20 protein-coding genes are annotated in these 24,107 nt (G+C 62.9%); 6 read left to right on the top strand and 14 right to left on the bottom strand.

All coding sequences use genetic code 11. The features are described 5' to 3' along the window. Positions 1 to 141 precede the first annotated feature (141 nt). The gene (locus tag JVX98_RS30665) at positions 142 to 591 is read left to right on the top strand and encodes a GFA family protein (RefSeq protein ID WP_205239612.1); all 450 of its coding nucleotides are present in this window, start codon (positions 142 to 144) and stop codon (positions 589 to 591) included. A 72-nt stretch (positions 592 to 663) separates the two neighbouring features. Here the strand turns inward: JVX98_RS30665 and JVX98_RS30660 are convergent, their stop codons facing one another. Further along, positions 664 to 2,235 carry a TolC family outer membrane protein gene (locus tag JVX98_RS30660; RefSeq protein WP_205239611.1) on the bottom strand — a complete coding sequence of 524 codons (1,572 nt, stop codon included), beginning with the start codon at positions 2,233 to 2,235 and terminating at the stop codon, positions 664 to 666. On the opposite strand from JVX98_RS30660, the gene JVX98_RS30655 reads away from it, so the two are divergent. After that, on the top strand, positions 2,234 to 2,443 hold the full coding sequence (locus JVX98_RS30655; protein WP_205239610.1) for a DUF2892 domain-containing protein: 210 nt from the start codon (positions 2,234 to 2,236) through the stop codon (positions 2,441 to 2,443). The two genes, JVX98_RS30660 and JVX98_RS30655, sit on opposite strands and share 2 nt — an antisense overlap. Further along, positions 2,440 to 2,958, top strand: coding sequence for an RNA polymerase sigma factor (locus JVX98_RS30650; protein ID WP_205239609.1), 519 nt, complete (start codon positions 2,440 to 2,442; stop codon positions 2,956 to 2,958). The genes JVX98_RS30655 and JVX98_RS30650 overlap by 4 nt, the downstream gene beginning before the upstream one ends. Before the next feature lie 47 nt (positions 2,959 to 3,005). Here the strand turns inward: JVX98_RS30650 and JVX98_RS30645 are convergent, their stop codons facing one another. From JVX98_RS30645 to JVX98_RS30610, 8 genes are all read right to left on the bottom strand, one after another. Continuing rightward, on the bottom strand, positions 3,006 to 4,394 hold the full coding sequence (locus JVX98_RS30645; protein WP_205239608.1) for a HAMP domain-containing sensor histidine kinase: 1,389 nt from the start codon (positions 4,392 to 4,394) through the stop codon (positions 3,006 to 3,008). After that, positions 4,391 to 5,062 (bottom strand): response regulator transcription factor, encoded by a 672-nt coding sequence (locus tag JVX98_RS30640; protein ID WP_205239607.1) that lies wholly within the window; start codon positions 5,060 to 5,062, stop codon positions 4,391 to 4,393. Before JVX98_RS30640 ends, JVX98_RS30645 begins: the two co-directional genes overlap by 4 nt. 150 nt (positions 5,063 to 5,212) lie before the next feature. Beyond that, positions 5,213 to 5,407: a hypothetical protein gene (locus JVX98_RS30635; RefSeq protein WP_192448441.1), complete on the bottom strand. Its 195-nt coding sequence runs from the start codon at positions 5,405 to 5,407 to the stop codon at positions 5,213 to 5,215. An 89-nt stretch (positions 5,408 to 5,496) separates the two neighbouring features. After that, positions 5,497 to 6,342 (bottom strand): DUF3313 domain-containing protein, encoded by an 846-nt coding sequence (locus tag JVX98_RS30630; RefSeq protein WP_246765134.1) that lies wholly within the window; start codon positions 6,340 to 6,342, stop codon positions 5,497 to 5,499. A 507-nt stretch (positions 6,343 to 6,849) separates the two neighbouring features. Beyond that, positions 6,850 to 7,197, bottom strand: a complete 348-nt coding sequence (locus JVX98_RS30625; protein ID WP_371826586.1) for a DUF1801 domain-containing protein — start codon at positions 7,195 to 7,197, stop codon at positions 6,850 to 6,852. Positions 7,198 to 7,268: 71 nt separating this feature from the next. Continuing rightward, positions 7,269 to 8,120 (bottom strand): GyrI-like domain-containing protein, encoded by an 852-nt coding sequence (locus tag JVX98_RS30620; RefSeq protein ID WP_205239604.1) that lies wholly within the window; start codon positions 8,118 to 8,120, stop codon positions 7,269 to 7,271. Positions 8,121 to 8,460: 340 nt separating this feature from the next. Then, positions 8,461 to 10,575, bottom strand: coding sequence for a carboxy terminal-processing peptidase (locus tag JVX98_RS30615; RefSeq protein ID WP_205239603.1), 2,115 nt, complete (start codon positions 10,573 to 10,575; stop codon positions 8,461 to 8,463). A 150-nt stretch (positions 10,576 to 10,725) separates the two neighbouring features. Beyond that, entirely contained in the window at positions 10,726 to 11,682 is a 957-nt protein-coding gene (locus JVX98_RS30610; RefSeq protein WP_210335889.1) for an AraC family transcriptional regulator, read from the bottom strand. Between the two features lie 658 nt (positions 11,683 to 12,340). Between JVX98_RS30610 and JVX98_RS30605 the strand changes: the two genes are divergently transcribed. The 3 genes from JVX98_RS30605 (at position 12,341) to JVX98_RS30595 (ending at position 19,936) form a co-directional block, all read left to right on the top strand. Beyond that, positions 12,341 to 17,560, top strand: a complete 5,220-nt coding sequence (locus JVX98_RS30605; protein ID WP_205239602.1) for a putative Ig domain-containing protein — start codon at positions 12,341 to 12,343, stop codon at positions 17,558 to 17,560. 181 nt (positions 17,561 to 17,741) lie between these two features. Continuing rightward, positions 17,742 to 19,322, top strand: coding sequence for a SulP family inorganic anion transporter (locus JVX98_RS30600; RefSeq protein ID WP_246765133.1), 1,581 nt, complete (start codon positions 17,742 to 17,744; stop codon positions 19,320 to 19,322). Continuing rightward, positions 19,319 to 19,936, top strand: a complete 618-nt coding sequence (locus JVX98_RS30595) for a ParB-like protein (protein WP_192448434.1) — start codon at positions 19,319 to 19,321, stop codon at positions 19,934 to 19,936. The genes JVX98_RS30600 and JVX98_RS30595 overlap by 4 nt, the downstream gene beginning before the upstream one ends. A gap of 31 nt (positions 19,937 to 19,967) precedes the next feature. Here the strand turns inward: JVX98_RS30595 and JVX98_RS30590 are convergent, their stop codons facing one another. Genes JVX98_RS30590 through JVX98_RS30570 form a run of 5 tightly spaced genes read right to left on the bottom strand, consistent with a single transcriptional unit; the run spans position 19,968 to position 24,043 of the window. Next, positions 19,968 to 20,774 carry a class I SAM-dependent methyltransferase gene (locus JVX98_RS30590; protein ID WP_192448433.1) on the bottom strand — a complete coding sequence of 269 codons (807 nt, stop codon included), beginning with the start codon at positions 20,772 to 20,774 and terminating at the stop codon, positions 19,968 to 19,970. Further along, the gene (locus JVX98_RS30585; protein ID WP_205239600.1) at positions 20,771 to 21,208 is read right to left on the bottom strand and encodes a pseudoazurin; all 438 of its coding nucleotides are present in this window, start codon (positions 21,206 to 21,208) and stop codon (positions 20,771 to 20,773) included. The genes JVX98_RS30590 and JVX98_RS30585 overlap by 4 nt, the downstream gene beginning before the upstream one ends. Before the next feature lie 11 nt (positions 21,209 to 21,219). Then, positions 21,220 to 21,981, bottom strand: a complete 762-nt coding sequence (locus tag JVX98_RS30580) for an ABC transporter ATP-binding protein (RefSeq protein ID WP_205239599.1) — start codon at positions 21,979 to 21,981, stop codon at positions 21,220 to 21,222. Next, entirely contained in the window at positions 21,978 to 23,030 is a 1,053-nt protein-coding gene (locus JVX98_RS30575; RefSeq protein WP_205239598.1) for an iron ABC transporter permease, read from the bottom strand. Before JVX98_RS30575 ends, JVX98_RS30580 begins: the two co-directional genes overlap by 4 nt. Next, positions 23,027 to 24,043 (bottom strand): ABC transporter substrate-binding protein, encoded by a 1,017-nt coding sequence (locus tag JVX98_RS30570; RefSeq protein ID WP_205239597.1) that lies wholly within the window; start codon positions 24,041 to 24,043, stop codon positions 23,027 to 23,029. The genes JVX98_RS30575 and JVX98_RS30570 overlap by 4 nt, the downstream gene beginning before the upstream one ends. Between the last annotated feature and the right edge of the window lie 64 nt (positions 24,044 to 24,107).

Genomic DNA, 24,107 nt, shown 5'->3' with positions numbered 1-24,107 from the left:
AGACGGCAGCTTTCAATCGGAGTTGTCGTTCATGATCAATATAGGTGTTGCAGGCGGTGGGCGCACTGGCCCCGCGCGCGCCCGGATATTTGCAGCAAGTTATCCGCTGGATGAACTCGTGGTCTTGGCGAGGTATGCGCCATGACCACAAGCGAGCGCCGGCAAGACAATGGACGGCCGCAGGACACGGAACGCGCCGGCAAGAGAACGGCAAGCTGTGCCTGCGGCGGTCTGAAGGTGACCGTTAGCGGCGCCCCTGCCCGCGTCTACGCCTGCGCGTGCCTGGAATGCCAGCGCGCGACGGGATCGGGCTTCGGCTACCGCGCCCGATATTCCAGGGCGTCCATCGCCATCGAAGGGGAACGCCGGGTATGGCGACGCGGCAGCGACGCCGGCCGCTGGGTGGACCAGACCTTCTGCCCGACATGCGGAACGCTCGTCTACATGGAAGCGGAGGCACTGGCGGACGCGGTGGTGATCTCCGCGGGCTGCTTTGCCGATCCGGACTTCCCGCCGCCGGCCGCCATCTTCTGGGCCTCGCGCCGGCACAGCTGGTATGATCTGACAGAGGGTATCGAGACATTTGGATAGGCGGTCGATCACGAAACACGCGTCCAGCCCGTCCGCCGCGGCCAAGGCCACGGCGTAACATCGGCGAGCCGTTCAGCGCGCCTCGGTATCCGCCCGTCGGGCCACAAGCCCTAAGTCCTTGGCGCCGAGCTTGCCGATGGCGGAGAGGATTCGGTAACCTCCGACCACCGTGTCGCGCTCGGCATTGGCGAGTCTTACCTGGGCCTTGATCAATTCAGCTTGGGCTTGGAGTACGTCGAGGAAGGTGCGCTGGCCGATTGCTTGTTCTGCCATCATGCCGTCCTTGGCCATTGTTGCCGCTTTGACGGATGCACGGTTGGCGGACGCGGTCGCAAGGGCTCCCTGGTATTGCGCCCAGGCCGAGGCCGCCTTCGCCTGTACTTCGGCGTGCTGAACGTCGACGGTGAAGTTCGATTTGCCAAGGTCTTCCTTCGAGCGCCGTATCTCGGCCTCCACCTTCCCTCTCTGATAAATGGGTACCTTGAGCTCGATGCCCGCCTTTTGCTCGGTCGCGGATCCATCGAACGCCATTGCGTCGAGCGCGCTGTTGCGTTCACCTCTGCCGATCCCGATCGAACCCTTCACGGTCGGCAGGAGCTTTCCCTCGCTGACGGCGACATTGAACACGGCGCCTTCGGCGAGGTGCCGTTTCGCCAAAAGAGCGGGATGTTGCTTGGCGGCGATCGCCAGCGCCTTATCGAGATTGGCGGGCAGCATTTTCACGGGAACTTTTCCGCCCGTGAGCTTGCCCGGTTCGTCGCCGATGATCTGCCTGTAGGTCGCCTGGACGCGCTTGGATTCGGCATAAGCGAGGCTCAGTTCCGCCTCGGCCGCGGCGCGGCGTGCCTCGGCCTGCGCGATGTTCGTTCGGGTGCGTTCGCCGGCCTGCTGGCGGGCGATCTCGGATCGCGTGAGTTCCTTGAGGAAATCGAGATCCTGCTTGCGCAGCACAACGATGCGGCGCGCCAGCACCACGTCCATATAGGCCTCGGTCGCCTCGAACAGGATGTTTTGCTCGGTGTTGCGCGTGTTCTCCTCGCCGGCGCGCTGCCGCGCCTTGTTGACCTCGACATTATTGGTCGTCTGCAGTCCGTCGAAGAGCGTCTGGTCGAGCACGATGCCAAACGTGCTGCGATTGGTGGCCGCGCTCGAATCGTAGCCGATCCCACTGCGCCAGGCGATTCTTGGATGCATCGCCGACCGGGCGATGTCGACGTCGTACGCGCTCGCCCGTGCTCCGGCGCGCGCTGCATTGAGCGTCGGATTGTTGCGGTAAGCCTTCGCCAAGGCACTTGAAAGCGGCTCGGCATGAGCCTCAGCCATGGCAATCGGCGCAATCATTGCAACCAGGGCCACCAGTATTCGTTTGATCGAACAGAAATCTCCGTTGGGAAGCCGGATCGCCCGCCAGCAGGCGAGACAATCCGGATCGAGGGCACGCAGACGCTCGTCGGGCGGCGTCAAGGGACGGCCAGCAACCGAGCGGCGTTTGGCCGACGGGATCGGCAAGGACGGCGCCGCTAGAATTTGTCGCCGCCGGACCCCTCGCGAAAAAAATATCGTGCCGCCGCGAATCCTTTTTCGGGTTCGGCGCCTCTTATGACTGAGACGACGGGTCTCGGTTTTGCACCGGAGGTGTTGCATGGCATTTTTTCGCAAGAATATCGGTAGAGCGCAGCAGACAGTGCGGATTGGCCTTGGGATCGGTGCCGCTGTGCTGGCATACAGTTTCCTGAGTGGTTGGATCGCCCTGCTGGTGGGCGTATCGGCCCTCACCTTCGTCCTCACCGGCCTCATCGGCTACTGCCCGGCCTGCGCCGTTGCCGGGCTCCACGATCGGAGCAAGCCATGAACACCAAGGCGGTGACGACCGAAACGTTCGAAGCCGCCCGCCACGGCGATCGCAATGCGATCGTCCGGCTGCTCGAGCGGACCCAGCCTGACATTCGCGGCTACGCCCGGGCAACTTGCCGCACCGCCGATGTCGACGATGCGACGCAGGAGACGCTCTGGCTTCTGTCGCGCCATGTCGGCGCAATCCGGGCACTCGCGACCCTGTCGAACTGGTTGTTCAGCGTGGTCCGGCGGGAGTGCCTGAGGCTCGCCCGACGCAGCGGTTTGGTCGCCGCCATCGATGAAGACGCGCTTGAAACAAGCCTGGTGCAGCGGCCGGAACACGTGCTGCGTCTCGATCTTGCAGCGGCGTTCGAGGCACTGCCGCCGCAGTATCGAGACGTCGCTCTGATGCGCGACCTCCAGGAGATGACGATCGACGAGATCGCCACGACGCTTCATCTTTCGCGACAGGCGGTGAAGGCGCGACTGCACCGCGCACGCCTGCTACTACGAGAATATTTGGCGGGCTGACCACTCAGGAAGACTGCTGCGTGGTCAGCTCCGGAAAGCCAGGCACGTCACGCTGCCGCGGTCTCCTTCGCGATTTTCGGAAACGCCAGATCTACCACCAGGCCGCCGGCCGCTGCTTCTGCGAGTTCGACGGAGCCACCGTGCGCCATCATGATCTGGGTAACGATGGCCAGCCCCATGCCTGTTCCCTCGCTGGCGTTGGTGTTCCCGCGCACAAACGGCTTCAGCATTTTCTCGCGCTCCGCGGCCGGGATCCCCGGCCCTTCGTCGGTGACGCGCACGATGCGGGCTTGGAGAACCTCGACCATGAGCACCTCCGTCCCGCGTGCGTGTCGCATTGCATTGATGATCAAATTATCGAGGGCCACGCGGATAGCCGGCTCGGAACCGGAGACCATGACCCGCCCTTCCGCCTTGAGCTCTATCTCCATGCCTTGCTTCATCGCCAAGGGCACATGTTCGGCAATGACCACACGCGCAATGGCTGCGAGATCTATCATGGTGAAAGTCAATGCCTGGCCGGACAGACGCGCCAGCTGCAACGATGTCGTGACGATCGACCCAAGGCGCGCCGTGTCGCGAACGAGGACCTCCCTCACCTCCGGGTCCTGCACCAGGTCGAGCTTCAATCGCAGCTTGGTCAGCGGCGTCCGCAGCTCGTGGGATGCATTGGCAAGAAAGTGTCGCTGCGCTTCGAACGCGTTGTCGATGCAACTGAGCGCGTTGTTGAACGCGGCCACCATCGGCTTCAGTTCTACGGGCGTGTCGCGGTCCGATATCCGGCGACCACCGGGGAGACCATCGATCTGCTCGGCTGAATCGACAACCCTTTTTACCGGGATTGCGATGGTGCGCTTGACGGCGAAGACAGCAATCGTGGCCGTGGCGACGAGAACAATACCCAGAAGGTGGTAGAGCCCCTGCGGCCAAATTTCGCGCAGGATCACGAGCAGCGTTTCAGCGTTCGAAAATGTCACTCCGCCGATAACAGCCAGTTTGGGGGGATCTTCTGCGTTCAGTTTTCGCAGACCCAGAAACTGCTCACCGCCCTTCTTATAATAAAACTGAGAGGAAAAGACCTGAGGAGAGGTCGTTTCGATGATGTTTCGCGCCGTCTCCGGCACGGTGCCATGTACGATCGATTGCTTTCCGTCACTGAGAAAATACCAGAACTCGGGTTGCTCTTTGGAGAGCCTGAGGATCTTCTCGACGATGACCCCATCCACCTCAAGAACAAATTTCCCCGTATGGTCGTAACTCACTCCGTCCTGGAGAAGTTTGACGACGCTGTCGAGTGCGACCTGTTTCCTGCTCTGCGCATCCATCAGCAGGAACACCGCGATGGTAAGGACAGTGCTGATCACCATCACCAGCACCATGCCCAAAACGAGCACGGTCGCCACCGGAAAGGCGATCGAATTTTGGCGTTTCATCATTCCTGCACCAGCATGTAGCCGATCCCGCGAATGGTCCGGATCGTTGCGTTGCAGTTGCCCTCACGCAGCCGCTTGCGGAGCCGCGAGACATGGGAATCGAGCACGTTGGACTCGATCTCCTCATCGATGTTGTAGACGGCCGCTTCCAGGTTATCGCGCTGTACGACGCGGCCCGCTCGCCGGATCAGTGCTTCCAGAACGGCGAGTTCACGCCTTGGCACACACAGTGCATTCTCACCGATCATGGCGGAGCGGTTGACGAGATCAAACGACAGATTGCCGAACTGCGTGGAGCCGGTCTCATCCAGGCTATAGCGGCGAAGCACGGCGCGCGCCCGCGCAATCAACTCCATCGGCTCGAAGGGTTTGCCGACATATTCGTCTGCGCCCTTGTCGAGCGCAGACACGATATCGGTCGGGTCGTCCAATGCCGTCAGAACGAGCGTTGCCGGCCTCGGACGGAGCTGTCGCAGCGTCGGCAGCAGCGACAGGCCGTCCCCATCAGGAAGGTTGCGGTCGATGACGACGAGATCGAACTTGAAGGCAAGCAATGCCGCCTCGGCATCCGCAAGCGTCTCGAACACATCCGCAACGCCGATCGCGGCTTCCAGCATGGCCTTGAGCGAAGACGCCAGTTCACGATCATCTTCTACGATCAGAATTCGCATGTTGCCTACCAATATCGACTAGAATTGAGTACTGAAGGCGCAAAGCTTTTTTAAAGGAAACAAAAGAGAGCTCTAAACAACGTGCCATAGGCCATGTCGCAGTCGCCCAATTGAAACAGTTTTCTCTAAAACAGCTGGCATCCCTGCGGATTAATCGTAAGCATACACCGGAGGATCGTAATCGCGTCCCCTGCGGCGTTCATCGGACATATCAAGACGTTGCACGCAATTGGCGTAAGCATCGGTTCCCGGCACGAATCCGTACTCCGCACAGCGGTTTTTGTATTCTACGGTTTCGCATCCCGCCAGCACGATCAGCAGGCCTGCTGCAATAAAAAGACGCATGAAGTGACCTCGGTTATTTCTCATTTTGCGGGTGCCTAGATCCCACTGCCACCTTGTGACAATGTTACGAGACGCAAGTGCAGTCCGCCTCAACGGCTGCCAATGGAAGGCTTTGTTCTTTCGGCAGAAACGGCTGCATCTGTCGCAGTCACGGGGAGCTTGCCTCCCTTGTCCGTCCAGGACGGAGGCGCGCCGATCGAGGCGCCGATCATGCCGACGACACCCGGCGCACGGCCGAAGTTCTCGCAGATCGCAGAACCGGGTTTCCCGCCAAACGACGTGCGAATGTCGTAGCCGGACGGCAGGTGCAGATCGAAATTTCCGGGTTCTTTGCCGGCGACGACCATTCTTGAGAAATCTTTGCCGAACGCGCCGGCCAGGTCGTAGGCGTCGCCAACCGGCGAAACGCGCGCTTCGCTTGTAAACGAGTTGGCGCCCTTCGACCAAACGATCGCCGCCCTTTGCTTGCCGTCTCGATCCACCGCTTCCGCTTCGACCGCGAGCCCGCCAAGCCCGAGGGGCAGTCGCGGTATACCGACCGGCAGAGCCAGCGAACTGCCGATGGAAATCGCCTTGGCGGCACCGGCGACCGACGGCTCGGTCGGGACGATGTCCGTAACGGCCGTTCGAACCGTCAGATCCGCGGGCGTGCCGAACGGGACGATCTCATACTTCTCGCTCATGGTGATGCAAATCGCGCGGTCGATCGCGTTCGTTAAAAGGAGGCGGTCCGTCTGCTTCTCGACACGCTTTTGCGCAGCCGGGGCCAAAGCCGTCGGTGCGATGCTCACGGTCTTGACGTCCTTCAGGCCGTCCTTGCTGAAGTAGACCCTTTTCTTCTCGAACTTCCCCTTGGGCGCGCTGAGGTTGCTGTAGGAAGTCAGCGTCCCCGCTTCCGTCAAAGGAACGGTCGTACATCCCCCAAGCACGAGCATGATCGGCACCCATATTGCGATCCCCCGACCGCCCGCCGCATGTGCCCTTTTTCTAGCAAGCTTACCGCTGTTCTTCGTCTCACCACACGTCATTTGCCCGAAACCCTCGTTGTCGAAAACGAGCGCCGATTGGGGCCCTGCACCTTGTGAAAACATTACGAATTCAGATCGAGCAAACTGACGTCCACCTGAATTCGATATCCAGAATTCAGAAAATCAGCCCTCGGACAGCGTAATGTTCCTGCAAGAGAACAATAAGACAAAGATGAACAATGATTTTTACCCGGAGTATATTCATGTACCTCTTCATGTTTTTTAGCGCGCTGATCGTATTCAGCATATTATTTCTGAGTGCATGCTCTATTTACTTGGAACTCAGCGACACCAACGCGCAACGACAAGCATACCCCATCTGGCAGGACTGATGAACGTCTCGCCATCCTGGGCATCGGATGTCTCGGACGGCGAGAATCCATGTCGGCGGCAGGAAACCACCGACGGCACTTCTTACAGAAACCCGGCCTTCGACCGATGATAGGTCAGGGCTGCGCGCAAGCAGAGCATCAGCGGCTCGCGCGATAGTGCGCCCGTGGCGGGCACGATGAGGGCGCGATTGCCCTCGAATGCGAAGTCATCGGCAAAATGGGCCCGGAACGTCTCAACAAGCGTTGTCTTGCAGTTGAAAAGCACCGCGCATTTGTCCGGCGCCGATTTGGTGGTGCCCAGCCTGATGGTGCTCCCGCTCTTTCTTGCCTCGGTCAGATAGGCCGGCTCGCCCCATTTGAGCGTTTCGGTGAGCGCCCCGATATCTTGTGTTTCTGCGGCTACCGAAAATACAATCTCACGGATCTCCAACAGACGCGCTCGCACCGGTTCGGGGTAGCGCGATAACGCTTCGGCAACGGGTCGGGGGACAGGTGGCGCCTTCATGACACGGCCTTGAGGGGCAGGTGAATATCGGTGCGCAGTTCGTTTTGCGGCACTTCGCGCGGGTCGTTGAGATAGGCTTCGAAGATCGGCGCGTCGTCCGGCTCATGACCAGATGCAGGCAGCCACACGCCCAGAAGCCACCGATAGGCGCCTCGCATATCGGTATAGGGTCCCTTGTAACGCAGCTTCGCATATGGTCCGCCGCGCAGAACCGTCTCCACCAGTGGCGCATCGATCGTGACGGACGTTGCCACCGGCAGGCAGGCGCGCGAATGCAACTCCGCCTCGGGTCCAAGATCGGGATCGTCGAAGAACACCCCGAGCATGGCGGGCTCTGCCGGCAGGGAATAGCGGTCGACAAGCGCGGCAAAGAGCCGACCCATGGCGTGGTCGATCTCCATGTAGGAACCGATGTGATCGATTCCGGCGCAGCGGCGCTCCGGCAAGCTCTCCACCACGACGGCAAAGGCGGCTGCTTCGCTGGCAGCATTCGCCGCCCTAAAGCCGGAGTGCGAGCCCGCCTCACGGTAGGCGGCCGGGCTCACGCCGAAGGCGCCCTTGAAAGCCCGCCCGAATGTGTCGGTCGAGCTATACCCGGCACGCGCACTGACCGCTTCGATTTCGAGATCAGAATTGGCCAGCCGATCGGCAGCGCGCTGGAGCCTCAACCTGCGGATCGTCGCGACAATGGTTTCTCCGCGCATGGCCGAATAGATGCGGCTCCAGTGATAGGGCGAAAGGCAAGCGACTTCCGCCAGCCGATCGAAGGAAAGATCATCCTCAAGGTGGGCATAGACGTAATCGATGACCCGGTTGAGGCGTTTGTTGTAACTTTCCTGGTTGCGCATAAGGGCCCCTTGTCATGCTTGAAATCATAGAAAGTCTTGCACGGCACGGGCAGGCAAATCCTGCGGAAATGAAACACGGCTAACGATACTGAGAGTTGAGCGGCTATGTCCTCAATTAGAGGCAGGAAGGTCGTACAAATCAATAGAGGTGAAGCCTGGCTCGCCCAGACACTCGAACGCGCCCCAGGTCGAGGCCCATCCAGCAGAGATACTGACGCGCTCATGCCAGGGAACCACGCCGCCTGAACGCCAAAAAAGAAACAAAAAGGCCGACAAAACGAATGTTTTGTCGGCCTTTGCTTTTGTGCCTGCGCATCGCCGCGGCCATCGGCCGGGCAGATTATTTTCCGGTCGCGCTTGCAGGTGGCTGCGTGACCGCCTTCAGCTCGCCTTCCTGAAGATCCGCCTCATCGGCAAGAATGGCTGTCGCCTCCGTCAGCAGGACATCCTTTACGTTCTTGCGGGCTTTCTCCATGGCGATATCGGCACTCAGGCTGCGCTCGTCGGCGTTCAGACCATCGTCGTCACCGGCATCGTCCGCGTCGCTTCCCTGCCGAGACTTGAGCCGCGCTTCGCGATCCTTCATCTCCTTGCGACGTTCGGCTTCGTTGAGGGAGACAGTGCCCTTTTCGCGCTGCGCCTTGATGTCGGCGATGTCTTCCAGCAGGCGCTGGAATTCCGGGTCGCTTGCGACACGGGCATCATGACGACCTTGCAGCGTGGGCAGCAGCGCCGTGACGGTGTTGGCGGGCGCATAGTCTGCCGGCTCGATCTCCGACCACGGCAGGGCATTGTCGTAGCTCGTCTCGCCGAAGCGCGTCGGGTCGGAAAGCCCCGGCAGGCTGATATCGGGCGTTACGCCGTGCAGCTGCGTGGTGCCGCCATTGACCCGGAAGAACTGGGCGATCGTCACCTTGAGCTCGCCGAATGCGGGTTTGCTGTTGCGAACCATCTGGTCGAGATCGACGACGGTCTGAACCGTGCCCTTGCCGAAGCTGGGTTCGCCGATGACGACACCGCGACCGTAATCCTGGATCGCCGCGGCAAAGATTTCGGAGGCAGACGCCGAGCCGCGGTTGATCAGGACCCCGACAGGCCCCGTCCAGATCGGCTCGGGAAACTCCGAGCTTGAGACCACGACCTTGCCGTCGCTGCTGCGCTGCTGAACGACCGGACCAGAGCCAATGAACAGGCCGGTCAGGGCAATCGCCTCATCCAGCGAACCGCCGCCATTGTTGCGCACGTCGATCAGCACGCTGTCGACCTGTTCCTGCTTCAACTCTTCGAGAAGCTTTGCGACGTCGCGGCTTGCGCTGCGATAGTCTTTCTCTCTTTTGCGTCGGGCCTCGAAATCCTCGTAGAAGGCCGGCAGGGTGATCACCCCGATCTTGCGCGTGGCATCGCCCGCCTTCACGGACAAGACGGTCTTCTGCGCCGCCTGCTTTTCGAGGCTGATCTTGTCGCGCACCAGGGTGATGATGCGATGGGCGGCATCTGCTCCGGCATCCGCCGGCAGCACGTCCAGACGCACGACCGATCCCTTTTTACCCCGGATCAGTTGCACGACTTCATCGATGCGCGTGCCGACCACTTCCTTTATCGGGCCGTCGTGGCCCTGCCCGACGCCGGTGATGCGGTCTCCGACCGCAAGCTTGCCGGACAGCTGCGCCGGCCCGCCGGGCACGAGTTCGCGGATCGTCGTGTAGTCGTCGCGCTCCTGCAGCACCGCGCCGATGCCGACCAGCGAAAGCTTCATCGCGATATCGAAATCGGCCGAGGCGCTGGCGCCGAAATAGTCCGTATGCGGATCGACCGCGGTCGTGTAGGCGTTCATGAACGACTGGAAGACGTCGTCGCTCTTATACTTGTAAGCGCGCTCGAGCGCATTGGCATAGCGCTTGTCGAGCGTTTCGCGGATGGCGGCATCGGTCTTGCCGCTGAGCTTCAACCGCAGCCAGTCGCTCTTCACGCGCTTGCGCCATAGTTCGTTGCTCTCGGCTTCCGATTGCGGCCAGGGCGCCTTGTCCCGCAGCACGGAGTAATCCTCCTGCTTCGTGAAATCGAAGTCCTGCTTCAGCAGCTCGCGTGCGTAATTCATGCGGTCGACAACACGCTTGCCGTAGACGTTGAAGATCGCAAACGGGATCTTCAGGTCCTTGTGCTTGATGGCATCGTCGATCTCGTTGCGGTCAGGCTTGAAACTGTCGATGTCGGCCTGCAGGAAGAGCCCGCGATCCGGATCGAGAGAATCGATGAAGCTGTCCATGATCTTGGCCGACAGGGCGTCGTCGAGCGGAACGGGCTTGTAGCTGTAACGCGTCAGAAATTTTGCGCTCAACTGCGCGGCTTGTGCCTGCTGCTTCAGCGGCTCCAGAACAGGAGGCGAGGCAACGTCGGCATAGGCGGCCGGCGCGATTGCAAGAAATGCAGCAAGGAAGACGTGTGAAATGCGCATTCAGCGTTGACCCAATTCTTAATGCCGAGTGTCGAAGAGGGATCTAGGTGAAGCAATTATGGTTTTTTGGCAACCGGGCACGATCTCCCGGCCATCAAAAGAACGTTAAACGATCCACGACGACGAAATGCCTTGGCGCCTAAAGCCGGTCTAGTGGAAAGAATCCGTGGCGCGAGATTCTCCCGGCGCCATCCCGTAGATGCCTGCGAAAAGGCGGTAAAATGTGGCGAGGCTGTCGAATCCGCAGGCATAGGCGACCTCGGTGACCGACATGGCAGGGGCAGCGACGAGAAGCCGCCGGGCCTCGGCAATGCGCATCGTTGCCAGCGTGCGGGCAAAGGTCAGTTCGGCGTGTTCGAAAATCACATGCAGCTGGCGCACCGAAATGCCCAGTTCAAGCGCGACCTTTGCCGGCGTCAGTTTCTGCTGGTGCTTATCGCGCGCCATGATCTCTTCGGCCGCATAACGCAGGCCGGAGCGAAGTGCGGCCCGCACCTCGGGCATGCCCGGCGCCAGCCGTTTGCGGGCGGCAAGCGCCAGCCGGGTGATATGCGCCACCTCGCGCTGAGGGTCCGAGAGCTCGCCATGTCTGGCGCTGACCGCGTTGAACAGCGCACGAAAGGCGCGCGCGAATGCGGCGTCGTCCTGATAACGGGTGGTAAACAGGTCGTGCGTCGGCCGGCCGAGCATTACGTCGTGGTCGAAGGGCACGGTGAGCACCCGAAAGTGGAAGCTGTCATGACCGCCGGGCGTCGCATGATAGGGCAGGTCCGAGTGGCTGATCGCCATGTCTCCGTCCTTGAAGACCTGCGCGCGGTCTCCCCCCGTATCGAGAAGCCCGCCGCCCTTCACCTGAAAGGCGATGCAAAGGCTGTTGCCGGCGACACGGGCAATGTCAGCCTCGGTGCGGCTGACGCGATAGGCCGAGGCCCGCATCTCGGAGGCGACAGCGCTACCGACCCGGCACGACTGGAACGAGCCCCGGAAGGTGCTGCGCTTTGCCGCCGGCAGTTCGATCGTCACACCGAACAGGCTCTTGCCGCGCACCTCGCGCCACTGGTCGAAACGGTCTTGCGGAGCGATATCGTCGGTTGAGAAGCGGATCATGGTGTTCCGGCGTGTTCCCCTGCGCCGGTTCGCGCCGGCTGCCCCGTTGGTATCGCGCCGCCAACGCGCGAATCAAGCGCGGCAAACTCCCGCTAGGCGTGCAATTCGGGCGCTCTTCGCGCACGCAGGACGAGGTCGCACATGCCTGCCGCGTCCGACGAGCCTTGGCAAATCCGTTCATTCCGAGCACGCATACGTCGATCTGCAGCGCGGGTTCGGGGCGGCCAGAACCAATCCTCCATTTTTGGGCTGAAGGCGAATTGTCCGGGAGCTTGGTTTGTCAGGCTTTTCCCCAGGCGGTACAAGGGCTTCCGCCGCCTGACCGCATGAGTGCCTTCCGGCGCCGGGCCTGCGATCGTTGCGCCTCTGCGCTGAATGAGAAGCGCCGAACCACGGCACGCGGTATGGCGGTGATGACATCGTGGATTCGATCTTCGATGAACGGATGAAAGAGGCGATCTGGGACGCGTCCTCTTGCTCCGGCCCGGACCGTGGTCCGGCAGGAAATTGGTGACTTATTTTTTTGCAACGCGGCGGCGGCTCGAAACGCGGATGCGCGGCAGCGATGACTATTGAGGGGGCTCTCCGCAGGGGAGCGAGTGGGGTCGGCATGCATTTCATTGCAAGCGGTGCATCTTGCGCCGCAGTTTTTTTGCGCGTGGCAGTTTCCATCATTTTCGCAGCGCTCCTCGTGCGCGGTGAAAAGGCGTCTGTGCGCATCGAAACGGCCTGCGGGCATGTCTTTCGGGTCGCGGCGACCATACTTCTGTTGGTGTCGTCGGTTCTGACACTGCCCGACAGCGCCCGCGCGGCGTCCCCTCCCTTGATTACGGCGAATCCCTCCAATTCGACGATCTGCGCCGGAGCCAACACCAGCTTTAGTGTTACCGCATCCAACGCCACGAGCTATCAGTGGCAGGTGGATCAAGGATCCGGGTTCACGAACATCAACAATAGCGCGCCCTATGCCGGCGCAACCACAGCAACGTTGTTCATCACCGGCGCGACGGCGGGGCTGAATGGTTATGCCTATCGCGCCATGGCGATAGGTGCGGCCACGCCCGACGCCGAATCAAATCCCGCGACGCTGACCGTCAACAGTTCCCCCCAGGTTACGGGGCACCCGTCTGCTTCGACAATCCATGCCGGCGGCAACACTACGTTCGGCGCCACGGTTGCCAACGCCACCGGTTACCAGTGGCAGGTGGATCAGGGAGCCGGTTACACCAGCATCACGAACAACGCCCTTTATTCCGGCGCGACATCGGCAACGCTGTCCATCACCGGCGCGACCACGGGCATGAACGGTTACGTCTACCGCGTCATTGCCGTCGGCGTATGCACGCCGGTTACGGCCTCGTACGGTGCGGCCCTCACCGTCACACCGCCGCCGACGGTGACGGGCGTCAGTCCCTCAAGCGGTCCGACCGGAGGGGGAACGAGCGTCATCCTCACTGGCACCGATTTTACCGGCGTGACGGCTGTCACCTTCGGGGCGACGCCGGCAGCGGGTTTCACGGTTATCAGCGGAACCCAGATCACCGCAACGGCGCCTGCCAACGCTGCGGGCACGTTCGACATCCGGGTTACCACTGTCGGCGGAACGAGCGCGACCTCAGCGGCGGATCAATACACCTATGTTGCGCCCCCGACGGTGACGAGTGTCACTCCTACGAGCGGACCCATGGCGGGCGGGACAACCGTCATCCTGACCGGCACCAACTTCGTCGGCGCCACCTCGGTCACCTTTGGAGCAACGGTGGCATCGGGCTTCACGGTCAACAGCGCAACTCAGATTACCGTCACCTCTCCCGCGCACTTCGCGGGCACGGTCGATATCCGGGTGACGACCGCTGGCGGAACGAGTGCGACCTCGGCGGCGGACCAGTTTACTTATGTCCCGTCGCCGACGGTGACCAGTGTCACTCCCACGAACGGGTCAACGGCGGGTGGCACGAGTGTTGTCGTGACCGGCACCAACTTCAGCGGCGCAACCGCGGTTACCTTCGGAGGAGCGGCGGCAACGGGCTTCTCGGTGGACAGTGGAAGCCAGATTACCGCCACCGCTCCCGCGGGCTCCGCAGGCACTGTCGATGTCCGGGTGATCACCGTCGGCGGGACCAGCGCGACCTCGGCGGCAGACCAGTTCACCTATGTGGAACCGCCGGTCGCCAATGCTGCCTCCGCCACCGTCGCTGCCAACTCGACGGCCAATGCGATCGCGTTGAACATCACAGGGGGAACGGCCGACAGCGTTGCAATCGATGCCGTCGCTACCCACGGGACGGCCAGCGCTTCGGGCACGACGATCACCTACACCCCGACGGCAGGCTATTCGGGAACGGACAGCTTCACCTACACGGCCACCAACGTTGCCGGCACGTCCACAGCGGCGACGGTGACGGTCACCGTAACGCCGCCGGTGCTTGACCTGACGCCGGCCTCGACGCCAAACGGCGTCGCAGGAACGCTCTACAGTCAAACCGTCTCGGCTTCCGGCGGAACCGCGCCCAATACCTTCGCGTTAATCGCCGGCGCGCCCCCTCCGGGCGTGAGCCTGGATCAGAGCACCGGCGAACTTGCCGGCACGCCGACGGCGACAGGCACGTTCAATTTCAGGATCAAGGCGACCGATCACTACGGCGCCACCGGAGAAAAAGGCTACACCATCACCACCGTCTGCCCGGCCGTTTCCTTCACGCCGCAGAGCGGAACTGCTTTCAGCGGCACCACCGGCGTGCCCTATAGTCAGGTGTTTTCGGCCTCCGGAACGACGGGGGGATCCTTCAGCTTCAGCAGTAACGTGCCGCTTCCTTCCGGGCTGACCTTCGACAGCGCAACCAGCACGCTCTCGGGCACGCCGACACAGCCTGGATCGCTCAATTTCGCGCTTGATTTCACCGATGTGTACGGTTGCCCCTTCGCTGCATACTATTCGATCAACGTGGCGTTTCCAGCGATCACTCTGGCCCCGGCGGCCAACGGATTGCCCGGCGGAGAGACCGGCGTGGCCTACAGCGAGACGATCTCCGCTTCCGGCGGATCGGCCCCATATACGTATGCTCTCGTGGGAGGCCTTCTGCCGGCAGGCGTGACCTTCGATGCGGCAACGGCCACACTCAGCGGCATGCCGACGGCGACGGGCAGCTCCAGCTTCACGATCATCGCGACGGATACCTATGGCGCAGCTGTAGGCGTGACATACACACTTCCCGTCACGCACCCGGCGATCGACCTGACGCCGGCGGCAGGCGCCCTGCCCGGCGGCACGACCGGCATCGCCTACAGCCAGAGCATTTCCGCGTCCGGCGGAACCGCACCCTATAGCTATGCCGCAACCGGAACCTTGCCGACAGGCGTGACGCTTGACGGGGCAACAGGCACACTCCGCGGCACGCCGACGGCAACCGGGACCTCCAATTTCACCGTTACCGCAACGGATGCCTACGGTGCATCGAGCAATGCAGCTTATTCGTTGAGCGTTGCCTTTCCTTCACTTGCGATGACGCCCGTAGTCGGCGCCCTGCCCGGTGCCACGACCGGTCTTGCCTACAGCCAGACCTTCTCGGCGTCCGGTGGATCCGCACCCTACAGCTATGCAATTTCTGTCGGAATCTTGCCTTCGGGACTGGCGCTCGACGGCGCGACAGGCACCCTCAGCGGTACCCCGACGGCGACCGGCAGCGCCAGCTTCACGGTCACCGCAACAGACGCCTACGGCGCATCCAGCAATGCAGCCTACTCGCTGACCGTCGCCTATCCGACCATAGCCGTGACGCCGGCGGCCGGCGCGTTGCCCGGTGGCACCACCGGGACGGCCTACAGCCAGGCGATCTCCGCTTCGGGTGGAACCTCACCCTACAGCTACGCGATCTCGGGCGGATCTCTTCCGGCCGGACTGACGCTCGATGGCGCAAACGGCGCAATCAGTGGGACACCGACAACGGCTGGCAATGCCAGCTTTACGATCACGGCAACCGACGCTTATGGCGCAACCGGCGCCGCTGCCTATGCCTTGACGATCGTCCCCGGCCTGCAGGCGCCGATCGCCAACGCGGTCTCGACAACGGTCGCCGCCAACTCCTCGGCCAATGCGATCCCGTTGCAGCTCAGTGGTGATACCCCCGACAGCGTTGCGGTCGCCAGTGCGCCATCACACGGCACGGCGAATGCCTCGGGCACGACGATCAACTACACGCCGACGGCAGGCTATTCCGGCCCGGACAGCTTCACCTACACCGCCACCAATGCGGCGGGCACGTCCACGGCCGCGACCGTCAGCATCACGGTCACTGCACCCGCCTTCACGTTCTCGCCGGCGGCTGGAACCCTTGCCAGCGCGATGGCGGGCGAGGATTACCGGCAGCAGATCACGGCGCTCGGCGGTCGCGCACCGATGCTCTACAGCATCGCCTCCGGCACCCTGCCGCGGGGCATGGTGCTCAACGTCTCGACCGGCGAGCTCACCGGCCCGCTCGATGCGGCGAGCGAAGGTGACTACACATTCACGATCCGCGCGGAAGACAGCAACGCCGCGACCGGAAGCGCGACCTACGGATTGAAGGTGACGCCACGCCAGACCACCGTCACCGATCAGGTCGTCGACGTGCCCGCGGGCTCGACCCCGGCCGACGTTTACCTCAACCGCGGGGCAACCGGCGGGCCGTTCACGGACGCCGAACTGACCTTCGTTGAGCCGGCAAATGCCGGCACGGCGACGATCATTCGCGGTCAGCTCGCCCAGGCCGGGCCGGTCGGCACACCCATCGGCTGGTACCTGCAGTTTACGCCGAACCCCGGCTTTTCCGGCAGGGCAAAGGTGGGCTTCCGCCTGACGAGCGCGCTCGGCGCCTCCAACACTGGCACCGTCACCTACAATCTCGGCTTTGCCGCAGCGCAGGTCGCAGAAGACATCGACGGACTTGTTCGGGGCTTCGTCTCGACCAGGCAGAACCTGATCAGCGAAAGCATCTTCGTGCCGGGGCTCCTCGAGCGCCGGCGGATGGGTGGGGCGACGGACCCGGTGACGGCGCGCATGACGCCGTCCGAGGACGGCATGACGGCAAACCTCAGCACCAGCCTCGCACAGCTCGACGCGGCCCGCGACAGCGCCGACGGGGTAACCGGCGCGCAACTTCGCGCCTTCAATGCCTGGATCGATCTCGCCTTCCTCGCCCATAACCGGGACGAGAACGACAGCCAATGGGGCAGCTTCGCCATGCTCAACGTCGGTGCCGACTATCTGGTCTCGGAAAAGGCGCTTATCGGCCTGTCCTTCCATTTTGACCGGATGACCGACCCGACCGATGCCGATGCGGAACTGACCGGTAACGGCTGGCTCTTCGGCCCCAATGCGTCGCTGGAACTCGGCAAGGGTGTATTCTGGGATACAAGCCTGCTCTATGGCGGCTCCTCCAACGACATCGACACCACCTTCTGGAACGGAACGTTCGACACCACACGATGGATGGTCGACACGGCGATCAAGGGCCAGTGGAGCCTCGACGAGGCGACGGTGCTGACACCGAAGCTCCGCGCCGTCTACTTCTCCGAAACGGTCGACGACTACACGGTGCACAACAGTGCGGGCGACAAGATCACCATCGATGGCTTCGACGAGGAGCAGTTCCGCGTCAGCCTCGGCGCCGAGGTCGAGCGATCCTTCACGCTCGACAACGGCTCGACGGTGACCCCGAAGCTCGGAGCAACGGCCGGCTATTCGGGGCTCGACGGATCTGGTGTCTTCGCCAACCTGACGGCCGGGGTCTCGCTTTCGACTGCAGACCTATGGCTGCTCGATCTCGGGCTGCTCTTCGACATCGAGGAGGGCGGGCAAAAATCCGTCGGCGGACGCGCCCGCGCGAGCCGTCAGTTCTGACTTCTGGGGAGACCGCCGAGGCATCGCCTCGGCGGTCGGCTGGCAAGCCGATGACATGCTCGGGCCGCGCTATGGATTTCAGATTGCATTCCGCTAGAGTCTTTAGGAAAACATGGCGGAAGAGGTTGCGACGAGCGTGGGCAACAGGGACTGGATTGCGGGTCTGTCCGTCGCCGGATTGATGCTGCCCGAAGCTGTTGCCTATGCCGGTATCGCCGGCCTGCCACCGCAGCACGCCGTCGTCGCGGCTATCGTCGGTTGCCTGACCTATTCCATCCTCGGCCGCAGCCGTTTTGCCATCGTGTCCCCGACATCGTCGTCGGCCGCCATTCTTGCGGCGACAATCGCGGCGCTGCCCGGTTCGACGGCGGACAAGATGGCGCTGGCAACGGTGATGGTGGCGCTGACGGGTCTGCTCTTCGTCGCGGCCTCCCTGCTGCGGCTTGGAAACCTCGCAAGCTTCATCTCCCGCCCCGTCCTTCGTGGCTTCGCCTTCGGGCTGGCGGTCACCATCATCGTCAGGCAATTGCCCACCGTTACCGGCGTCGAGGTGCCGGCAACCGACATCATCCATCAGATCGCCGGGCTTTTTGCGGCGCTGCCCCGGTGGAACATGGTGAGCATTGCCGTCGGCGTCGCGGCCCTTGCCGCCCTCCTGTTGCTGCGGCGCGCTCCGTTTCTTCCCGGCGCTTTTCTGGTCCTTTGCGCCGGCATCCTGGCTTCCAGGCTGCTGGACCTTGCGGGCCACGGCGTGGCGGTGGTCGGGCCGTTGTCGATCTCGATGACCTTGCCGTCGCTCTCGCTCGTCGAATGGAGCCAGATCCGGCAGCTTGTGCCCTATACTTTGCCGCTCGTTCTCATCCTCTTTGCCGAATCCTGGGGCACGATCCGGTCGCTTTCATTGCGTCACGGCGAAAGCGTCACCGCCAATCGAGAACTGCTGGCGCTCGGCGCTGCCAATGTCGCCTGTGCTATCGCGCAGGGCATGCCCGTCGGCGCCGGTTTCTCGGCGGGCTCCGCGGCCGAAGCTGCTGGTGCACAAACCCGAATGACGGCGCTCGTCGCCGCGGTCGGCCTTGCGCTGCTCGTCGTCCTTGGCGCCGATCTGCTTCAGAGCCTTCCCGAGCCGGTCCTTTCTGCTGTCGTCATTGCCGCCCTGGCGCATGCGCTCGATCCTCGGCCGCTTTTGCGGCTGTGGAAACTGAAACACGACGTTGTCATCGCCTTGGCGGCGGCAGTCGGGGTTATAGCCTTCGGCGTCGTCAACGGTATCACCATAGCTGTCGCACTTTCGCTCGCCGTCTTGCTGCACAGGCTGGCCACGCCCTATGTCGCCTCCCTTGGTCGCCTGGGACAGGGCCATGACTTCGTCGACGTCGCCCGCCACGCGGACGCGCAAACGATGCCGGGCATCGCCATCTGGCGTCCGGCGCAACCGCTGTTCTTTGCCAATGCGGATGCCATCTTGACCGAGACGGCCGCACGGATCGGCCACGACCAGACAGCACGCGCCGTCATCCTCAGCCTTGAGGAAAGCTTCGACCTCGACAGCACCGCGCTCGATGCGCTGATCGAATTCGACACGCTTGTGCGCGCCCAGGGCAAGCACCTCTATTATGCACGGGTGCATGACCGGGTCCGCGACATGATCGCCCTGGCCGCTCCCCCGCTTCTCACCTATCTCAGCTACAGCGTCGATGATGCCGTAGCTGCCGCCTCCCAACCCGAAACGACCGCGTCCCTGCCCGGAGCCGTTCGATGACCCCAAACTATGAGCCGCAACTGCAACCGATCGACATCGCCGAACTTCGCCCGACCCAGATCACCGTCGGCTTCCTCGAAGTCACCGAAAAACGACGCGAATGGCGCAAGACTGCCAAGCGGCATGGCGCGGAATTCCTGGGACATCATATGGTGCCGGTCGTGCTCGGCCCGAAGGAGCGACCGTATCTGGTCGACCATCATCATCTCGTGCGCGCCCTGCACGAGGAAGGCGTCGCGCATGTGCTGACCAGCATCGTGTTCGATCTCAGCCACCTGTCAAAGGACGAGTTCTGGTCGGTCATGGACCACCGCCACTGGATGTATCCGTTCGACGCACAGGGCCTGCGGCGATCGCACCAGGACCTGCCGCGCACGATCGCCGGCCTCGCCGACGATCCCTACCGGTCGCTTGCGGGCGCGCTCCGCCGCGCCGGCGGTTACGCCAAGGACGCAACGCCCTACAGCGAGTTCATGTGGGCAAACTTCCTGCGCTCGCGCATCGATGCAAAACGCATCGCCAATGATATCGACAAGGCCGTGCACGACGCGCTCGATCTTGCCCACGGCAAGTCCGCCAGCTTCCTGCCGGGTTGGTGCGGCGTCACCGATTAAACCGGCGCCTCGCGGTTCGGGGCGCTGGGGTCTAGCGCGCGGCTGACGAATGTGCGGTCAGGATGAAGCGCCTGTAGACGAAGGTGCGGAGGCAGTTTCGCAGGTTGGCCGACTTGCGCTGGGCACGAGCGACCGGCGCATGGGACATTTTCTCGATTCCTTTGAAGCCCGCCTCCTCCAACAGACCGGAAAGCTGCTCGAACCGCAGTCCGCGACCGAAAGGCAGGGCACGCATAATCTCCGCATGGCGTTGGCTCAACGACCCGTCGTAATAGGGATCAGGCCCGGAAAACCTGTCGATCAAGGCCACCAGGCGTTCGGCGAGACGCCCGATCGGAGAAGGCTGCGCCCAGTTCCCGTCATAGATCACCAGCTTCCCACCCGGTCGCAGCAGCCGATGCCACTCGCGAAAGGTCGCCTCGGGCTCGGTAAGCGTCCAGACGAGGTGGCGACAAACGATCGCGTCATAGGCGGCGTCCGGCTCCATGGTGTTTTCGGCATCGGCAAGGATGAAGCGCAGCCGCGGTTTGCCGGCGTGTTTCGCCTTGGCGACGGAAAGCATCGCTTCGGAGAAGTCCAGCGCCGTGACGTCGTGACCGAGATCGTGGATGAGCCTTGTGACCTCGCCCGTGCCGCAGGCGAGTTCGAGCACGCGCAGCGGCTTCACGCCAAGGGTGGTGCGGATCGGTTCCTGCCAGGCGGAAAACTCGGCTGCGGACAGGATACCGTGGCCGAAAGCGAGATCGAAGGTTCTCGCGCGCTCCGACCAGTAGCTGCGGATCGCTTCCTTCAGATGAAAATTCGCGCGCCCTGCCCTTTCTTCGGTGTCGTTCGTCACTTTCCGAAACCGTTCCTGGCAAGGATCTCGTCAAACCGCTTGCGCGCCCGCGCCGGAACCTTGGCCGCCGCAAATCCTGCGTCGACCTTCGCATCGCCGACGCGGATCACCATAACCATTCCCATCGCAAAATGGGGCGAACACTTGATCCCGTAAAACCCTTCCGCGTCGAGCGTGACCTCGATCTCCTCGTTGATCCCGCCCTTGAAACCAGCGGTACCTTCGGGAACCATGCCGTCGACCGTCGCCGCGTTGTGGCCGCTGGTGGCTGCGATGAATTTCACCGTGTCGCCGGGGGCGACCTGGAGGAAGTCCGGCTCATAGACCATCGGTCCCGAAGCGTTACGGTTGAGCATCTTCACCTCGTGCATTTCGGCTTGGGCGAACTGGAAAGCGGTGAGAAACAGGGACAATCCGAGGAAAAGCGCGCGCATGTAAATCCTTGCTAGGCTGAATGAAAGCGGAAGATGGAGGTTCCGTCCTCGGGGTCGAGGACGATGCTCGCACGAACACCGAAGACGGCGGCGATCCGTTCGACGGTCAGGACTTCACGCGGCCGCCCCAGCGCCACCAGCCGGCCGGCGGACATCATGCCGACGCGGTCGCAGCCGAAGGCCTGGTTGAGATCGTGCAAGGCGACCACGGAGGCTATCGGCAGGTCAGCCACCAGCTTCAGGATCGAAAGCTGGTGCTGGATATCCAGGTGATTTGTCGGCTCGTCGAGCAACAGGACCTGCGGCTGTTGCGCCAAGGCACGCGCCAGGTGAACCCGCTGGCGTTCCCCGCCGGAAAGTGTTGCCCACGAACGGTTTTCGAATCCCGCCATATCGGTATCGTCGAGCGCTTGCCTGACGATCCGGTCGTCTTCGGTCGACCAGGGCTGCAGCGGCGTGAGCCAGGGCGTGCGGCCAAGTTCAACCGCATCGCGAACCGAGATCGCTTCCGTCGTCTCGGCTTGCTGCTCGAGGAAGGCGATCAATTGGGCAGCCTGGCGGCGCGGCATGGCGTGCAGCATCTGCCCGTTGATCCGCACCCCGCCCGAGGTCGACCGGACGATGCCGGCCAGCAGCCGCATCAAGGTCGATTTGCCGGAGCCGTTGGGGCCGACAAGGCCGAGTGTCTCTCCCTGCCGCACGGCCAGATCGACATGGGAAACGATCGCCTTGCCGCGGACGGACCAGCCGAGATCGCGTGCTTCCAGGATCATGATCGGCGCCTCCCGCGGATAAGGATCAGGGCAAAGGCCGGTGCCCCAACCAGGGCGGTGATCACGCCGATCGGCAGCACCTGGCCAGGAACGATCGTCCGCGACAGGATATCCGCCGCGATCAGAAAGACCGCCCCGATGAGGGCGGTTGCCGGGCCGAGCCGCCCGTGGCGCACGCCAACCAGGAAGCGGGCCGCATGCGGTATGACGAGCCCGACGAAGCCGATGGAGCCGACGATGCTGACCATCACGGCCGTCACCAGCGCGGTAAGGCCGATCAGCACCACCTGGACGACGCGCACGGGTACGCCGAGCGACGCGGCGGATTCCGCCCCGAAGGAAAAGGCGTCGAGCGCACGGGCGTACCAGATGCAGGCCCCGAGCCCGACAAGGGCCACGGGCACGGCCAGCCAGACGTCCGGCCACCGCGCTCCGCTGAGGTTGCCGAGCAGCCAGAACATGATGCCGCGCGCCTGCTCCGCATTGGCCGACTTGGTGATGATGAAAGAGGTCAGTGCGTTGAACAGTTGCGATCCGGCGATGCCGGCAAGCACGATCTGCCCTGTTCCGCGCAGGGTGACCCCGCCACCGGCGGCACGAGCGAGGATCGCCACCATGAGGAAAGCGGTCACGGCGCCGACAAACGCGCCGAGCGACATGGAGACCGCGCCGGCGCCGAGGCCGGCGACGGTGACGGCCACTGCGCCGGTCGAAGCGCCGGCGGAAATGCCGAGAAGGTAGGGATCCGCCAGGGCGTTGCGCAGGAGGGACTGGAGCACCATGCCCGAAACCGCGAGGCCCGCCCCGCAGCAGGCGGCAACGATCACTCGCGGCAGGCGGTAGTTCCAGATGATCCCGACATCGATGGGATCGAGCCCATAGGTCGCGCCGAAAATCTTGTTCGCCAAGGTCTGGAGAACGGTCAAGACGGGTATCGGCGTTTCGCCGATGCAGGTTCCGGCAAGAACGGCGGCAAACAGAGCCAATGTCGCCTTGGCTGCCCGGCCAAGCCGGGAAGCAGGGGCGCGCCGCGAGAGGCTGGTCTTCACTTCGCCAACCCGAAATCCTTAAGCGCAGCTGAGAGAACTTCGATGCCGGCAACCGTTCTGATCGTGGCGTCCATCGCGTGCGCATCCATGACGACGATGCGGTTGTTCTTCACCGCATCCATCTGGCTGGCAACCGGATCGGTCTTCAGGAACTCGATCTTCTTCAGGTAGTCGTCGGCCGGAAAGCGCCGGCGATCCATCTTGGCGATGACGATCATGGTGGGGTTGGCCTTGGCGATCGTTTCCCAACCGACGACCGGCCATTCTTCGTCCGAGCCGACCACGTTGCGGATGCCGAGCTTATCCATCATGTAGGCAGGCGCTCCCTTCCGACCGGCCACATAGGGATCGATGTCCATCTCCGCGCTGGAGAACCAGAATGCCGCAGACACATCCTTCAAATTGAGCGCCTTGGCCTGCTCGATGGCGTCGGCCTCACGCTTGGCGAGTTCTGCGACGAATGCCTCGCCCTTGTCCTGAACATCGAAGATCTGCGCGAGTTCACGCACGCCCTGATGGATGCTGTCAGTCGAGAAGAGCGCGCTTCGCGTGCCGTCCACACCCACCGAGTTGTCCTTGGCGACGCAGTCGGCCGGAAGGACATAGGTCGGAATTCCCACTTCGTGGAACTGGGTTCGGGTCGCAACGATCCCTTCGGGGCCGACGTGCCAGACGAACTGCACGGCGACGAGCCCCGGCTTCTTGGCGACGACGCTTTCAAAGCTCGGGTCGTTGTCCGCCAGGCGCGGAACCTTGGCATTGACCTCGGCAAATTCCGGCAGCACGTCATTGAACCAGACCGACGTGCCCGTAACCTTGTCGCCGAGGCCGAGCGAATAGAGAACCTCGGTTGCCGCCTGCCCGACGGTCGCCGAGGTCGCCGGTGCCTTGTCGAAGGTGATCGTCTCGCCGCAATTGTCCAGGGTCAGCGGATAGGCGGTGGGTTCGGCAGCAGCGGCGGTGGCGAAGAAGGCGAAGCCAGAGGCGGCAAGCAGGAAACGCGAAGCGGTCATGGCACATTGTCTCCGATCTGTTGATCGCGCGGATCGGAGGGGACGAGCCAGGACGCAATGATCG

The organism is Ensifer sp. PDNC004 (assembly GCF_016919405.1).
Lineage (GTDB): Bacteria > Pseudomonadota > Alphaproteobacteria > Rhizobiales > Rhizobiaceae > Ensifer.
The sequence above is the reverse complement of the archived record's forward strand: the minus strand, read 5'-3'. Positions and strand labels throughout refer to the sequence as shown.

Bases quoted from the DNA above. Each gene is read 5' to 3' on its own strand.
- JVX98_RS30660 (WP_205239611.1), bottom strand. From the start codon at position 2,235: ATGCAACACCTCCGGTGCAAAACCGAGACCCGTCGTCTCAGTCATAAG.
- JVX98_RS30630 (WP_246765134.1), bottom strand. From the start codon at position 6,342: ATGCTCGTGCTTGGGGGATGTACGACCGTTCCTTTGACGGAAGCGGGG.
- JVX98_RS30650 (WP_205239609.1), top strand. From the start codon at position 2,440: ATGAACACCAAGGCGGTGACGACCGAAACGTTCGAAGCCGCCCGCCAC.
- JVX98_RS30580 (WP_205239599.1), bottom strand. From the start codon at position 21,981: ATGATCCTGGAAGCACGCGATCTCGGCTGGTCCGTCCGCGGCAAGGCG.
- JVX98_RS30610 (WP_210335889.1), bottom strand. From the start codon at position 11,682: ATGATCCGCTTCTCAACCGACGATATCGCTCCGCAAGACCGTTTCGAC.
- JVX98_RS30640 (WP_205239607.1), bottom strand. From the start codon at position 5,062: ATGCGAATTCTGATCGTAGAAGATGATCGTGAACTGGCGTCTTCGCTC.
- JVX98_RS30615 (WP_205239603.1), bottom strand. From the start codon at position 10,575: ATGCGCATTTCACACGTCTTCCTTGCTGCATTTCTTGCAATCGCGCCG.
- JVX98_RS30645 (WP_205239608.1), bottom strand. From the start codon at position 4,394: ATGATGAAACGCCAAAATTCGATCGCCTTTCCGGTGGCGACCGTGCTC.
- JVX98_RS30665 (WP_205239612.1), top strand. From the start codon at position 142: ATGACCACAAGCGAGCGCCGGCAAGACAATGGACGGCCGCAGGACACG.
- JVX98_RS30595 (WP_192448434.1), top strand. From the start codon at position 19,319: ATGACCCCAAACTATGAGCCGCAACTGCAACCGATCGACATCGCCGAA.
- JVX98_RS30585 (WP_205239600.1), bottom strand. From the start codon at position 21,208: ATGCGCGCGCTTTTCCTCGGATTGTCCCTGTTTCTCACCGCTTTCCAG.
- JVX98_RS30570 (WP_205239597.1), bottom strand. From the start codon at position 24,043: ATGACCGCTTCGCGTTTCCTGCTTGCCGCCTCTGGCTTCGCCTTCTTC.
- JVX98_RS30620 (WP_205239604.1), bottom strand. From the start codon at position 8,120: ATGCGCAACCAGGAAAGTTACAACAAACGCCTCAACCGGGTCATCGAT.
- JVX98_RS30600 (WP_246765133.1), top strand. From the start codon at position 17,742: ATGCTGCCCGAAGCTGTTGCCTATGCCGGTATCGCCGGCCTGCCACCG.
- JVX98_RS30655 (WP_205239610.1), top strand. From the start codon at position 2,234: ATGGCATTTTTTCGCAAGAATATCGGTAGAGCGCAGCAGACAGTGCGG.
- JVX98_RS30635 (WP_192448441.1), bottom strand. From the start codon at position 5,407: ATGCGTCTTTTTATTGCAGCAGGCCTGCTGATCGTGCTGGCGGGATGC.